The 13,054-nt window shown below is 64.1% G+C and carries 20 protein-coding genes; 11 read left to right on the plus strand and 9 right to left on the minus strand.

The genetic code is table 11. From position 1 onward, the window contains the following. Positions 1-36 precede the first annotated feature (36 nt). Complete coding sequence (locus DL519_RS31160) at positions 37-318, minus strand: hypothetical protein (RefSeq protein ID WP_190820094.1); 282 nt, start codon at positions 316-318, stop codon at positions 37-39. A 104-nt stretch (positions 319-422) separates the two neighbouring features. Next, positions 423-635, minus strand: a complete 213-nt coding sequence (locus DL519_RS31165) for a zinc finger protein (protein ID WP_190820096.1) — start codon at positions 633-635, stop codon at positions 423-425. A gap of 111 nt (positions 636-746) precedes the next feature. Here DL519_RS31165 and DL519_RS31170 point away from each other — a divergent pair, with 111 nt between their 5' ends. The 3 genes from DL519_RS31170 (at position 747) to DL519_RS31180 (ending at position 2,742) form a co-directional block, all read left to right on the plus strand. Then, entirely contained in the window at positions 747-1,589 is an 843-nt protein-coding gene (locus DL519_RS31170; protein WP_190820098.1) for a helix-turn-helix domain-containing protein, read from the plus strand. Between the two features lie 6 nt (positions 1,590-1,595). Then, positions 1,596-1,829 carry a DUF397 domain-containing protein gene (locus DL519_RS31175; RefSeq protein ID WP_190820100.1) on the plus strand — a complete coding sequence of 78 codons (234 nt, stop codon included), beginning with the start codon at positions 1,596-1,598 and terminating at the stop codon, positions 1,827-1,829. Between the two features lie 301 nt (positions 1,830-2,130). Continuing rightward, the gene (locus DL519_RS31180) at positions 2,131-2,742 is read left to right on the plus strand and encodes an ESX secretion-associated protein EspG (protein WP_263399738.1); all 612 of its coding nucleotides are present in this window, start codon (positions 2,131-2,133) and stop codon (positions 2,740-2,742) included. Between the two features lie 125 nt (positions 2,743-2,867). Here DL519_RS31180 and DL519_RS31185 read toward each other — a convergent pair whose 3' ends face one another. Together DL519_RS31185 and sigJ are read right to left on the minus strand one after the other, a co-directional pair. Then, positions 2,868-3,305 (minus strand): carboxymuconolactone decarboxylase family protein, encoded by a 438-nt coding sequence (locus tag DL519_RS31185; RefSeq protein WP_190820102.1) that lies wholly within the window; start codon positions 3,303-3,305, stop codon positions 2,868-2,870. A 26-nt stretch (positions 3,306-3,331) separates the two neighbouring features. Next, a complete protein-coding gene (gene sigJ, locus DL519_RS31190) occupies positions 3,332-4,228 on the minus strand; it encodes an RNA polymerase sigma factor SigJ (RefSeq protein ID WP_190820104.1) in 897 nt (298 codons plus the stop codon). Positions 4,229-4,434: 206 nt separating this feature from the next. On the opposite strand from sigJ, the gene DL519_RS31195 reads away from it, so the two are divergent. The 3 genes from DL519_RS31195 (at position 4,435) to DL519_RS31205 (ending at position 5,985) form a co-directional block, all read left to right on the plus strand. Then, positions 4,435-4,773, plus strand: a complete 339-nt coding sequence (locus DL519_RS31195; RefSeq protein WP_190820106.1) for a tRNA-binding protein — start codon at positions 4,435-4,437, stop codon at positions 4,771-4,773. Positions 4,774-5,041: 268 nt separating this feature from the next. Continuing rightward, a complete protein-coding gene (locus tag DL519_RS31200) occupies positions 5,042-5,446 on the plus strand; it encodes an SSI family serine proteinase inhibitor (RefSeq protein WP_190820107.1) in 405 nt (134 codons plus the stop codon). 80 nt (positions 5,447-5,526) lie between these two features. After that, positions 5,527-5,985 (plus strand): GtrA family protein, encoded by a 459-nt coding sequence (locus DL519_RS31205; protein ID WP_223839776.1) that lies wholly within the window; start codon positions 5,527-5,529, stop codon positions 5,983-5,985. Positions 5,986-6,012: 27 nt separating this feature from the next. Here the strand turns inward: DL519_RS31205 and DL519_RS31210 are convergent, their stop codons facing one another. Together DL519_RS31210 and DL519_RS50455 are read right to left on the minus strand one after the other, a co-directional pair. Next, positions 6,013-6,402: a hypothetical protein gene (locus DL519_RS31210; RefSeq protein ID WP_190820109.1), complete on the minus strand. Its 390-nt coding sequence runs from the start codon at positions 6,400-6,402 to the stop codon at positions 6,013-6,015. A gap of 280 nt (positions 6,403-6,682) precedes the next feature. Next, positions 6,683-7,153 (minus strand): Imm1 family immunity protein, encoded by a 471-nt coding sequence (locus tag DL519_RS50455; protein ID WP_397544993.1) that lies wholly within the window; start codon positions 7,151-7,153, stop codon positions 6,683-6,685. Between the two features lie 21 nt (positions 7,154-7,174). Here DL519_RS50455 and DL519_RS31220 point away from each other — a divergent pair, with 21 nt between their 5' ends. Further along, complete coding sequence (locus DL519_RS31220) at positions 7,175-7,402, plus strand: site-specific integrase (RefSeq protein WP_190820113.1); 228 nt, start codon at positions 7,175-7,177, stop codon at positions 7,400-7,402. A gap of 985 nt (positions 7,403-8,387) precedes the next feature. Here the strand turns inward: DL519_RS31220 and DL519_RS31225 are convergent. Continuing rightward, positions 8,388-9,185 carry a DUF4231 domain-containing protein gene (locus DL519_RS31225; protein ID WP_223839779.1) on the minus strand — a complete coding sequence of 266 codons (798 nt, stop codon included), beginning with the start codon at positions 9,183-9,185 and terminating at the stop codon, positions 8,388-8,390. Between the two features lie 639 nt (positions 9,186-9,824). On the opposite strand from DL519_RS31225, the gene DL519_RS47490 reads away from it, so the two are divergent. Then, a complete protein-coding gene (locus DL519_RS47490) occupies positions 9,825-10,058 on the plus strand; it encodes a hypothetical protein (protein ID WP_223839781.1) in 234 nt (77 codons plus the stop codon). Here DL519_RS47490 and DL519_RS31235 read toward each other — a convergent pair. Beyond that, a complete protein-coding gene (locus DL519_RS31235) occupies positions 10,046-10,516 on the minus strand; it encodes an NUDIX hydrolase (protein WP_190820115.1) in 471 nt (156 codons plus the stop codon). The genes DL519_RS47490 and DL519_RS31235 overlap by 13 nt on opposite strands. A 10-nt stretch (positions 10,517-10,526) precedes the next feature. After that, positions 10,527-11,270 (minus strand): DUF5919 domain-containing protein, encoded by a 744-nt coding sequence (locus tag DL519_RS31240; RefSeq protein WP_190820117.1) that lies wholly within the window; start codon positions 11,268-11,270, stop codon positions 10,527-10,529. Positions 11,271-11,478: 208 nt separating this feature from the next. Here DL519_RS31240 and DL519_RS31245 point away from each other — a divergent pair, with 208 nt between their 5' ends. From DL519_RS31245 to DL519_RS31255, 3 genes are read left to right on the plus strand one after another with little or no spacing between them, the layout of a single operon-like run. After that, positions 11,479-11,688 (plus strand): hypothetical protein, encoded by a 210-nt coding sequence (locus tag DL519_RS31245; protein ID WP_223839782.1) that lies wholly within the window; start codon positions 11,479-11,481, stop codon positions 11,686-11,688. Beyond that, positions 11,685-12,008: a hypothetical protein gene (locus DL519_RS31250; protein ID WP_190820119.1), complete on the plus strand. Its 324-nt coding sequence runs from the start codon at positions 11,685-11,687 to the stop codon at positions 12,006-12,008. The genes DL519_RS31245 and DL519_RS31250 overlap by 4 nt, the downstream gene beginning before the upstream one ends. Continuing rightward, positions 12,005-12,274, plus strand: coding sequence for a hypothetical protein (locus DL519_RS31255; RefSeq protein ID WP_190820121.1), 270 nt, complete (start codon positions 12,005-12,007; stop codon positions 12,272-12,274). The genes DL519_RS31250 and DL519_RS31255 overlap by 4 nt, the downstream gene beginning before the upstream one ends. The last annotated feature ends 780 nt before the right edge of the window (positions 12,275-13,054 follow it).

Consider the following 13,054-nt stretch of genomic DNA (forward strand, 5'->3'; position numbering starts at 1 on the left):
GTTCCGGTAAGAACCGGAAGGATCACTCACGAGCGTTCAGGCACGCAGGTGGTGCCGCCCGGTCGGCTCGTCGGGGTCTGTGGTGGGGAATCCCGGTGGTATGTGGGGATGTTCTTGTTCCGCGCGGTGTTCTTCGGCCGCGACGCGGGTTTCGGCTTCGATGTCGGCTATGAGGTGCCAGACCGTGTAAGCGCCTTCGCCGCCTCCGGCGTGCTGGCCCGTTGAGAACGCGATGGCTCTCGCGGGCAACTGGGTGGTGAGCATGGCGAGGATCAGCAGGTTGAACAGGACGAACGTGCTGAGCTGAATCCAGAACATCGGTGGTTCTCCTTCGGTTGGGCGAGGGGTGTCAATTTCGCGAGAAATTGGCGTTCACCCGGGTGACGGTCAATTTCTCGCGAAATTGCGCCGTCCCCGGGTGATCACAGCCGGGTGGTGAGGGTGTGCCAGCAGTGCATGCAGGTGTCCTCGCGAATCCAGTCCACTTCGGACCGATCGTGCAGCTCCGCCGCGCCCGCTTCCGCCCCGCAGAACGCCTTCACTCGCTCCTCGACCGGGGCTTTCGTTGCTGCGATGGGAAACGCGTGGCGACCGCCGGTGACCGGGCGCCAGACGTAGGTCAAGTAGTCAGACATCGGGATCTCCCTTGATCGAGATACTGCAAGTCTTGCAATATTTGGAAATGCTTGCAATCACACGATTGAGGGAGATCAAACGCGAGCTCGCTTGCACGTAATCTTGTGTCCATGCAGGACACACCTCGGGCCAGAGCGCTGGCGAAGGAGCTCCGTGCGGTACGCAACGCGGCTGGCGCGACGATGCGGCAGGCCGGTGATGCCTTGGGCTGGTCCGAGGCGAAGGTCAGTCGCTTTGAGACGGCACGGCGCGGCCTCACTTTGGAGAACGTGCGACTGTTCCTGGACGCACTGTCGGTCGCCGGGAAGACCCGTGATCGGCTGCTGAAGATGGCTCGCGAACTTGACCAGCCGGTTTGGTGGGAGTTCGGCGGCGGGGTCCCTGTCCAACTGACCGAGCTCGCGGACGCCGAGAGCCGGGCAGTTCACATCACTTCAGTTGCCGATGTGCGTATCCCCGGCCTCCTGCAAACACGGGAGCACTCTCGCGCTCTGCTGTCGGCGTTCGGTGTCGAGCCGAGTGATCGCATTGAGCAGCTGATCGCTATTCGACAAGTACGCCAAGGGATTCTCACCAAGCCGGACCCTGTTGAGTACGAAGCGATCCTCGACGAAGCCGTGCTCGGCCGAGCGGTGGGCAGTGGTCGGCTAATGGCAGAACAGCTCGACCAAATCGTCAAGATGGCAGCTCGCGACAACATCGCGATCCGGGTCATTCCGTTCTCCGCTGGTGAGCACACCGGGCTGGACGGCGGCTTCCACCTGCTGGAGTTCGTGAGTTCTCGTCCGGTCGTCCATCTGGAGCAACGTCGTAGCGGAGCGTTCCTAGATGACCCGGACGACGTAGCCCCATTCGTGCAAGCTCGGTCTACGCTGCGGCAGACAGCGCTGGAACCGGATGACTCCCTGGAGCTCATCTCGACCTACGCGAAGCGGCACGAACGCGAAGGGTGAGCCTTGATGAACGCGATCAACTGGCGGAAGTCCAGCTACAGCGGCAGCCAGTCCGAGTGCGTCGAGGTTGGCTGGAGGAAGTCGAGCCGAAGCGCCGGGCAAGGAAACTGCGTTGAGGTCGGGGGCGGGCCGGGCATCGTCGGCGTTCGGGATACGAAGGACCGGGATGGGGCCATGCTGATGTTCCCCCGACGGCAATGGGTGGCGTTCGTCTCGGGGTTGCGGGATCGCCGCTGGTGAATTGGGCCGTTCGGGCGTTTCGTGGAGCCGTTTCACGAATGTTGTCCGGGCCGGGACCTGGCTCTTGTGCTATCTGCGTTCGTGATCACACCACCGTGTGACCAGCGGTGATCGCGAACGTGGAGGGAGCTGCGTTGACCACGGGGATGGAAGGCTTAACCGCCGGGGCAAGCGCGCTGGCCGGATAGGCGGAGGGGCTGCGCGCGGCGGTCGACAACGGCCAGCTCGTGATGGACCCGGCAGCAGCCGAAGCGGTCGCGCGGGTCTACGACGAGAAGGCCGACATGCTTGCCACGAAGAGTTGCTCGCCCAGCTCGCCAAGCCGGGCCTGTGGATCGAAGGGCTCTGGATGCCCGACGACACCAACCAATCCCCGACCCGGCTGCTGGCAGCGGCCACCGAGGAAGGCTCGGTGCCAGTCGTCCAGGACCCGGGCGAATCCGAGCAGCACGGGGGTGACCTGCGGATCTCCGTGCATCCGCGGACCTCGGTCGGCGCCGCGGCGGTCCAGGGCATGCCGCCGGAACCGCCAGGGAAACGCCCGCGCCTGGCGGTTCCGGTCGCCGATCTCACACAGCGCGACAACGCCGACGAAAGCTTCGAGAACCTCGACATGATGCAGTCCGCCGGTCCGAAGCGAGCCGCCCCGGCGGCCACGACGCTGCGCGCGATGACCGAGGAAGGCCACTTCCGCGACGGCCAGTTCACCGCGAACCTCCGCGACCGGCTGGGCCGCACGCACCGTTCCCAAGTGCTGAAGTGGTTCGACGCCTTCGAACCGGACGGCCGCTACGGCCTGACCCAACAACACCGCCCAGGCCTCGGCCCAGAACTCGTCCTCGCCCCACTAAGACCAGCAGAACTCGGCGCGGCCCTGGAAAACCGGATCGCCGAAATCCGCACCGCCGCCTGAACACCACCCCGGACCCCTCAGAACCCGCGCGGATCGGAGTGGGGCCAAACGGCGTTTTCGCGCGAAACCGCCGCCTGCACGTACAGGAAGCCATGCACCGGGTCGTGAGTGCACGACCTCGGGCCTCAGCGGCGCGGCGGCTTCATCTGCAGCGGAACGCCGATCAGGTTCAAGGCGTTGATCAGCGAAACCTGGGCGATCAGGTGGCCGAGCTCGGACTCGTCCGGGAACGCCTTGCGCAGCTCCTCCCACTGCTCGTCGTCGATGTGATCGCGGAGGGTCGCCGCCTCGGCGTAACCCAGCGCGGCCCGCTCCCGCTCGTCGAACAGCTCCGACTCCTGCCACACCGGCAGCTGAAGGAGCCGGTCCTCGGTCTCGCCGATCCGGCGGGCCTCCCGGCTGTGCATGTCGACGCAGAAGACGCAGCCGTTGATCTGCGAGACCCGGATCTTGACCAGCTCGCGCACCTTGTCGTCCAGCGGCCCCTTGCGGATCGCGGCGTCGGCGTCCTTGAAGCCCTGGTAGGGCTCCGGTGCCGCTGTGCCGAGGTTCAGGCGTGCCATCGTCGTCTCCCTGTCGTTCTGGGCTGTCACCAGGGAGACGATCGGGGCTGCTCAGATGTGACCGCCTGGAGGTGGGCGAGTTTCTCCGGGTTGAGCAGCCGCCGGTAGTTGCCGATCCGGCCATCGCTAATGGAGACGGTGTCGACGGAGTGGATGCGGCCCTCCCGGCGGAACGCAATGGCCGCTTCGCCGCCAATCTCGACGATGTCGATGCGGCGGGCCGGCCACCGCCGACCCACCCGGACCATGACCTCGGAGATGCGCTGGCCACCGAGGATGGGCACGCGCGCCGCGGCGATCTTCCTGCCACCGTCGGTGAGGTAGATGGCGTCGGGATGCATCAGCTCGACCAGCGCGGCCAGGTCCCCGGTCTCGTACGCGGAGCGGAACGCGTGGAGCAGACGCTCCCGCTCGGCCCGCGGAGCCTCCGGCGCGGTGTCCTTCGCTTCGGCGACCCGGTGCCGCGCCCGCGAAGCCAGCTTCCGGGCGGCGGGCACGGCGCTGCCGAGCACCTCGGCGATCCGCGCAAACTCCAACCCGAACACGTCGTGCAGGACGAAGGCGACCCGCTCCGGAGGGCTCAACTGCTCCATTATCAGCAGCATCGCCGAGCCGACGGATTCATCGACGAGCACGGGCTCGGCGGCGTCCGGCCCGGTCAACAGCGGCTCCGGCAACCACGGCCCGACGTAGCTCTCCCGCTGCACCCGAGCGGATCTGAGGATGTCGTAGGAACGCCGAGCGGCAACGGTCACCAACCACGCCCGAAGGTCCTCGACCGCGCCGAGATCCGCTTTGGCGGCCCGGAGCCAAACGTCCTGCACGACGTCCTCGGCATCGGCAACGCTCCCGAGCAGCCGGTACGCGGCACCGAAGACGGCCGGCCGGTGCTCGGCCAGCTCACGACCCGACGGCCACTCCATGCGGCAATCTTCCTCCCCGCAGGTGAACGGTCCGCTGGCCGAAGACTAACCGCAGCGGCGGACGGCGCCGACCCATCGCCCCGCTGTGGTGACGATGCTCTCCGGCTGCTGGGAAGTGCGGAGTCCACTACATCTACCCGGGTACGCTGCTGACGAAACCCGCCGCAGCCAGCGGGATCCGGTCCAAACAGGAGCGTGGTCGCACGATGTCGGAGATCGAGTGGGCCGACTTCGAAAAGGTGGAGCTGCGGGTGGGGACGATCGTGCAGGCGGAGCCGAACGAGAAGGCGCGCAAGCCCGCTTACGTGCTGAAGGTCGACCTGGGCGAAGAACTCGGGACCAAGACGTCGAGCGCGCAGATCACGGAGCACTACGAACCCGAGGACCTGATCGGCCGCCAAGTCCTCTGCGTCTGCAACTTCGCCCCGAAGAGAATCGCGGGTGTGAAGTCCGAGGTCCTGGTGACCGGTGCCCAGGACGAGGGCAACAGCGTGGTCCTGGCGGGCTTCGACCACCCGGTCCCCAACGGCACCCGCCTCTTCTGACCGGCTCCGGCAAAAGGATTCCCGGCGTTACCCGTTCGGGCTAATGATCATCACGTCATGTAGTCCAGTACCGTTGTCCACGTCCGCTGCGGCGGACTTTCACCGGTAGGCGCGGAAAACGCGGATTCTCCCGGATTTCGCAAGCCCGCCGGTCGGGCCGAGTCAGCACGAGACACCGTTGGCGCGCATCGGGTGTCTTGTGCTGACGGTCCGCATCTCCAGAGACTAGTGCTGCGAATAGCCGCGGCCTTGATCGGAATGAGGAACGGTGTTGGCGAAAACAATGCGTCGTGCCCTGCTCGCGTCGGCCCTGATCGCCGGAACAGTGATCGCCTCCGCATCGACGGTCGCGGCGGCCCCGGCGAATGGCCCCAGCGCGCTCCGGCTCTCGCTGGACACGGGCGGCGCTTCGGTGCGCAGCTTCGCGGTCCTCGAATGTCACCCGGCGGGAGGCACGCACAAGCACGCGGCGCAAGCGTGCACGGAACTCGAAACGGTCCAAGCGGATTTCCGGCAGATGACGCCGGACCAGTCGAAGGCCTGCACCCTCCAGTACCAGCCCATCACGGCGAAGCTCGAAGGCAACTGGCACGGAAAACCCGTGAGCTTCACGGAAACCTACCCGAACAGCTGCGTCCTGAAGTCCGAAACCGGAGCGGTCTTCGACCTCTGACCCGCGCCGACCCGGCGACCCGCGTCCAGTAGTACGGTCACGGCTGGTTGTGGCATGCACGCGCTGCCTCTGGAGGGGCGTTGCCTTCGAACACGGCGAGCGTTCTGCGGCAGGTGAAGCGGTTGGGTTTCTTCACGCAAGCGTTCCGATTTGGCCTGGTGGGGATCGGCGGCGCGGTCGTCGACTACGGCAGCCTCAGACTGATCCTCGCCGCGGGGGTTTGGCCCGAGCTGGCCCGAGTCCTCAGCTTCATCATCGGAAGCACTGCGGTCTACCTGGTGAACCGCCGCTGGACGTTCACCTCGCGCCGGAACCCGCGCGAGGTCGTAGCGCTGACCGTCGTCCTCGCGGTGGCTTTCGCCCTGGTCGGAGGGGTGAATGCACTGGCTCTCCGACTCCTCCCGGACTCGCCCTGGCAGATCACGCTCGCCTGGGCGATCTCCCAAGCGGTGGCGACAACCTTCAACTTCCTAGCCCAACGCACATTCGTGTTCAGAAACCGACCAGGAGAACGCCCAGCCCAACCCGCCGGCGAGTGAGCCGACTGCGGAAGGCTCTCCGGCGGGTCACGGCAACGGATGCAACCAGCGCACCGGGACGGTCAACGTCTGGTCGCTGGGCAGGCTCACGACCTGGCCGGTGCTGGGATCCTTCAGAACGCCTTCAACGACATAGTCGACGTCAGCGGAAAGCCCCAGCTGCTGAGCGATCTCCGGAGGCAGCGGCACGCTGACGTGGGAGGTGTCGGAAACCCGGATGCCGGTAACGGCGGCCTCGCCGCCGAGCGTCTGATCAACAGAGGTAACGGTGAGGTCGAACTCGCTGCTGATCCCATCGCCACTACCAAGAGCCAGTAAGAAGAGAGCAAGATCGCCCTCGCTGCGCCCGGGATCCCCGGAGAGGTACTGAGCAGGGTTGTCCCCCGGCCCAACACGAACCCGGTAGGTCGCACCCAACCGAACCTCTGATGCCCTCACCCCGCCAGCATGACGGAAAACCCTGCTGCCTCGAAGTTCCTAGGCAAGGCTGCGAAGGCAAGTTGCTCGGAGAAGCCGGTAACTTCTCGGGACCTACCCGAGCAGTTGCGATCTGGAGCCCGAAACCGGAGTGGTCTTCGACCTCCGCCCCGAGCGGGGATTCTCTCAAGAGGCGCGACTACGAGCACCTCGTCGAGGCGGCAGCGGACACTTCGCCCTTCCAAGATCACGTCAAACCCGCGGGCGCACCTGGTCCAGGTCAGCCGTACTGCGGCTCCTGCCATTCGAGGTTGGTGGGCCGTTGGCTCGTGGTGAGAAATTCGCGAGCGGACTGGATTGCGTTGTCGGTGGGGATAGCTGAATTGCGTGGCGCGTGGGTCAAGGTTCCGCCGAAGTCGAAGCCCATTCGTCGGATGGATTCTGCGCTGAGCTCAGCGTCGTGACAGCGGTGGTAACGGTGTCGGTGTCGCCAGAAAGTTGCTGAATCCATCCCTTTTGGTTTGGGTGGCACGGCAAGTGTCCTCCTGACTTGGGCCACGAATCGGGGCTGATTGGCGACGCGGTTAGCTGGCCTGTGGGTTTGTCGTCGAGCCGGGCGGAATGAGCCTTTCCGGGTAACCAGTGGTGACGTCGGGTAGTGGTAGCTGATGATGCGCCGAAGGGTGTTGCGGTGCAACACAAAGACGCGGAACCCCGGTATGAAGATGGTCCTTCCACAGATCAACTTCATAGAGGTTCCGTGTCCTGATGAATGGTCAAGTGGGTTGAGACCGTCGCCAAGTTGGGGGTGCCTGGTCTGCACTTCCACGACCTGCGGCACACGGGTAACCAATTCGCCGCACGGACCGGAGCGTCCACAAAGGAACTAATGGCGCTGACGGGACACGACGACATGCGTGCTGCGCTGATCTACGAGCGTGCGACCAGCGAGGCGGACAAGGAGATCGCGGACCGCATGAGCGGCATGGTCACCGAGTAGCGCGAAGGCCGGACGGACGACGACGGCACGGCCGGTGTTCCCGGTCCGGCCAGCTAATCGCCAAAGACGATCGCGCGTCGCAGGTTGTCGGCAACCTGCCGAGAGGCGGGTCGCTTGTCGGCCGGATTCAGCCCTATGCGGCGAGAGTGGCGCTCGCGCCTACTGGGCGACAAGATGCCAGCTCGATCCATGTGCGGGTGGCGCACACGGAAGTGAAGGGCAAAGGGATCGTCGTCGGCCCGCCGAAGTCGGTGCCGGGGTCCGGACGATCACCGTACCGATGGCGATTCGGCGGGAGCTGATGGAGCACTGGAGAAGTACGTCAAGGCTGCTCCCGAATCGCTGGTGTTCACCGGCCCGAAGGGCTCGGCGCGCGGAAACTCTGTTGGAGCGGATGACGGGAATCGAACCCGCGTTTCTCAGCTTGGGAATCCGATACATGTGGACGGTCAGAGGCTTTGACCTGCGGCTGGGGCTGGTCTGGGTGACCGTGATTGACCGCTTCTGGCCGGTCCTAGTGGCCCGTGTGTGGCCCGTTGTGACCCCCTACCCGCCGTCCGCTTCGTGGCTGTTTCCCCGGCTCTGTCCGCTCGGCCTAGACCGCCGCGACCGGCGCTGACGGGACCGTGCCAGCCCGACCGGGCCGTTTGGCCGCATCGAGCGGAAGGCGTGTCGGCGGCCACATCGCCTGTTGGCAAGCCGACCCGGACCGGAGCGGAGCGAGGACCGGAAGCGGTGCGGCAGCGAGCGCCAGGACTGCGGCACCAAGTCCGGCAGGCTCGGCGCTCGTCGGACGTCTGTCGCTGGAAGCCGTGGGCGCCTGAGCTCTCGCGACATCGGCGCTTCGGTCGGCGGCCGGGCGGTGGCCGGCGCGCGAACGGCCGCCAGGCCGCACGCGCAAGCGCCGTGCCACACCGCCCGGCCCGCGCCGCCGAAGGAGGCGCCTTGATCCCGTAGAGCGCAATTCGGCAACGAAAGCGTTGGCTCAGTTGCGGTCTCCGGATCTTTCCGGGGATTGTTCTAGCTGCAATTCGCGTTTACGCTGCTCTTCCTTCAAACGCTCTGCATATCTTGCGAAACGCTCCAGTCGCGCTTGCTCGTCTTTGTCGTTTGCGAAATCGTCTAGCTTGAATTGTGCAGCTGTGTAGTGCTTTTCAAGTTCGTCGGCTGTTGTCTGAAGACCATGGCCGCGCTCGCGGAACTTAAAGTAGGCGGTAAGCCCTGCTGAAACTGTGACAGTGGCGCTCAGAACTGTAGCCGCCCATCGCATGGGAGGAAATTCTCCGGTGATGGCCGTAGCTGTTGAAGCCACTGCGGAAGCGACAATAATAATTCCCTGAAAGAGATTATTTATGCGGCGGCTTCGAGTGGCTCGCGTGCGGTAGTGATCTATCCAATCTAGCGCGCTCTCCCTGTAGATTCGAAGGGCTTCGGGGGTGTCCAGTGGTAGTTTTGCTGCCAGCGTCTGTTTGTCGTGAGCGAGATTTCGAAGGTTTAGGTTTTGCTCAGTAACTTCGGGACTGTTTCTCCATGCCAGCCATCCGCCCAGTACCATAATTAACACGACGAGAATTAGCCCGACGTACTGGGTTATCAATGGCTTTTCGCGCCAGAGTCCTATAATGACGGAGTAGCCGAGAAGCAATGCAAGTAGTCCGCCGGCGATTATCATTCCCCAGTATGCACGCTGGGTGGACTTAAGATGAGAAAGGCTGTTTGCGGCGAGTTCGTACTCTTTAACTTTTTCTCTGTATTCATTTAGGCCGTCGGCTGATTGCGTCATATATCCCCTTGGTTTTTCCGTAGAAAATTAACGCAGGTCAGCGATAATCAATGTTTACTCTACTTTCCGGTACTGCCATATGGGTATCGTGATGATGATCACGAAGATGCAGTGGGTAGGGTCCATGAAGGCTCTTAGAACTTCTTGCTTGGGGCGTAGTACTTTGGTCTTTCCGCCGGAGCGCCGTTGCGGGGCGTTGATCATCGGCAGCTGAGTACCGTTGCCGGCTCATTGCGGTTTGTCGCAGATGGAGACTGGATAGCGAAACTGGCAACTGGGTCAGCGTGGTCGAGCTGGTGACACGTCAACCGGTTCGGTGTGTCCTCGTCCGCTCTGGTGTACTGAGTGGATCTCGTTGCGTGGGCGAGGGAGTTGGCTGAAGAGCATTTGGCTATGTCGTTGCCGCGTCGTTGGATGCATGTATAAGGCGTTGGTAGCGCAGCGATCCGGATCGCTGGGTGTTACGAGCCTGACTCCGAGCTGCTGATAGCTGTGGCGGTCGTGCATGACGTCGGTTATGCGCCAAACCGCGCGCGGTTCCTTCGGTCGGTCGGTGCCGATGAGCGGTTGTGCGCGCTGGTGGCGCATCATTCGGGGGCTCGGGTTGAGGCTGTGATACGTGGACTCTCCGATGAGTTGGTGGAGTTCACTGATGAGCTGGGGCCGCTGCGGGATGCGTTGTGGTACTGCGACATGACGACCGGGCCAGACGGGCAGCGGTTGACGTTTGAGGAGCGGATCCTCGAGGTCGAACCGGGATCGGTGACGCGACGGTTCCTGGCTGAGGGCTATGACGAGTTGGAGGCCGCGGTGCAGCGGACGACTCGGCGGCTCGTTGCGGCGGGCTTGGTCGCGGCTGATCAGCCGATGTAGGGCTCGGCGCGTTGCTGCAAGCCGTGTTCGATGCGGAGGCGGTTGGCCCGGCCGATGTTGAGCGTGGCAATGTCGGCGGGGTCTACCCAGTGGACCTCTTTGCTTTCGCTGCTGGTGCGGGGTGTGCCGCCGATGGGGAGGGCGCGGAAGCAGAGGGAGAACTCCTGGCGGACTTCTCCGTCGTCGTAGGCGATGACGTGGCCGGGGTCGGAGTAGACTCCGATCAGGCCGCTGACCTCGATGTCAATGCCGGTTTCTTCGGCGGTTTCGCGGATGGCTGCCTGTGCGACGGTTTCGCCGATGTCTTGTGCGCCTCCGGGGATGGCGTACTGGTCGTTGTCGGTTCGGCGGATCATCAGGACTCGGCCTGTATCGTCTTGGACGAAGGCAGCGACCGCGACGACGATGCTGTTAGCCGGCGGGCCGTCGGGGTCGTTGTAGTAGTCGCGTTTGGGCACGTCAGCGTGTCTACCACTTCGGCGGTTTGGCTGCGTTCCAGACCGCTTCGAAGCTCTCTGAATAGGTCTCGAACAGGTCCCCCGCTGACAGTCGCCGCAGGTGCAGGGCCGGGGCGTGCGGGGCCTGGAAGCCGTAGACGTGCGGGTTGACGATCATGTCGTCGTCGTAGCGGTAGATCGAGTTGTACAGCGTCGTCCCGTGGTAGCGGACGTCGATTCCCTCAACGCTAGAGACTGGTTCGAAGAACGCGAGGGCCTGGCGGATCTTCGCCGAGATGGTGCTCTTACCGATGTTTTCTTCCGAGCTGCGGCGGGTGATGGCTACGCTTGCCGGGTCGCCGAACAGGAGCCGGATGCGGGCGCCGTTGTTGGCCTTGTCAGTGAGTTTCCGTAGGATGTTGCGGTCCTCGGTGAGGAACATGCCGACGTAGACGAGGATCTCGACTTCGCTGGTGGCGCGGTCGAGTAGCTGCGTCCAGAGGTCGCGGGGTACGGCGTGGCGGTGCGGGTAGACCTTGACGATCTCTGAACCGCTGACTTCCGCGCTGCGTTCTGGCTCGATGGCATCGGGCCAGAGATAGGTCTCGGACTCGCGCACCATCGCGGCCACGGCATGACGGTGCTTGGGGTAGGGGGTCCTGGACCGTGTGATCCACCGTTCGACCGTCTTGGGGTCGACCTTGGTCGCCTCCGCTACCTGTTCAGGTGTGATTCCGTTGCGCAGCAAAGCATCACGTAGCCGCTCGTTAGGCATTTCAACCTCAAAGGGACGAATAGGGACGTCTTGAACGCTAGCAAGGACGTCCCTAGAAGTCCCGCTATGTGGTGCTCGTGTCCCGTGATTTCGCCGAAAGTTGTAATCAGACGCCGAGAACGGCTCGGCGTAGCGCAGGGAGGACCACGATGAATACCCCGGACGACTACCCGCCCCACGTTTGCGAAGCGGAGAGATAGGTCGGGAGATGCGAGACATGGTGCATGTGCACGTCACGACGGAGCTTCCGATCCGGGCTCGCGCTCTGGCGTTTGCCGATCGGGTCGAGGTCAGGTTCGGCAAGGCGTTTCCGGTTGCATTGCTGGTCGACCGGGGCGCGGTGGACACGCTGCGGCAGGCACTCAAGGACGGAATGGACGCGTTGGCCGCAACCGATGAACGGCCGGGGAAGGCGTGAGGACCGAGATGCCGATCTTTGTCACGGTGCAGCCGGACGACGGCACGTACGCCGAGTGCCTGATTTACGCGACGGGGACACCGATGTTGGCGATTCATGATCCGTCGGCAAGCGTGATGGTCACGATCGGCCAGGACACGGGATCGGCGTTGCGGGCTGCGCAGTTTGCGGCGCAGTTGGTTCGTGCTGGTCAGCAGTTCGAGCATGAGGCGCGGCGGTGCGCTGGTTTCACCGGCATCACGGCTGCGGGCTCGCTGAACACGGTGCCGCTGGATACGGAGGCCCCGGCAAGTATGTGGCCGCGTGAGGACCTGTCATGACTGATCCACTCGGACGGCCGTTGCCTGCGGAGTTCCTGAACGGCGTGGCGTTTCCGGTCGGCAAGCTGAAGCGTTTGTTGGTGGTGGACCGAACTGGGATCGAGGTACAGGTGTGGCCGGATTTCAACACGGTTGATCTGCTCATCGACTGCGCGACTCCGATCGTTTACACGATGGCTCGGCGGAACCTGTTGCGGCTCAACGAAATGATCGCGGCCGCAGTGGCCGGGTTCGAGAGGTTCGACGAGCGGGAAGGCGGACGTTGAGGTGTTCGTGAAGTTCCTGCGGCGCTGGCGGAAGAACCGCGAATGGCGGCGTATGCGTCGTCGCCGAGTGCGGGTCTACCTGTAGAGGCTTGGTCAGCCCGCCCTCCCGAATGTTCAACGGGCTGATCACGGTTGGCGGGGCGGCATTCCCCCGGCTTGCCCCGCCAACCATCCAAGGACGGGATCACCACATGGCAGAAACCACAACACAAACTTGGCAGAACTACGCGCAATGGCGCTGAAGATCGTGGGTCAGGTGGCAGACCTCAGCGTCCGCGTTTCCGTGCTGGAGAGTCGTCTTTCGACTGCTCAGAAGGAAGATTCGCCTCAAGGGAGGCAACCCGCTCGGTGAGCTGCTCGACAGCCGAACTGAGCTGCTGGAACAGGCCGGCCAAGTCGTCAACGGTGAGTTCGGACTTGGCTGCAGCGCCTTCGAGTACGAACGCGCCTTGGCCCTGCCGGACCACGATGAGCGCGGCGGTGCTCAGCTCTTTGATCGCCGCGCGCGGTCATCGCTGCAATGCCGTACTCCGAGGTCAGTGCGGAGACCGACGGCAGCTGGTCGCCCGGCTCAAAGCGCGCCGGAGACGATCGCGCGTCGCAGGTTGTCGGCAACCTGACGATAGGCGGGTCGCTTGTCGGCCGGATCCAGCCCCATGCAGCGAGAGTGGCGCTCGCGCCTACTGGGCGACAAGATGCCAGCTCGATCCATGTGCGGGTGGCGCACACGGAAGTGAAGGGCAAAGGGATCGTCGTCGGCCCGCCGAAGTCGGTGCCGGG

The organism is Saccharopolyspora pogona, from assembly GCF_014697215.1.
GTDB lineage: Bacteria > Actinomycetota > Actinomycetes > Mycobacteriales > Pseudonocardiaceae > Saccharopolyspora > Saccharopolyspora hattusasensis.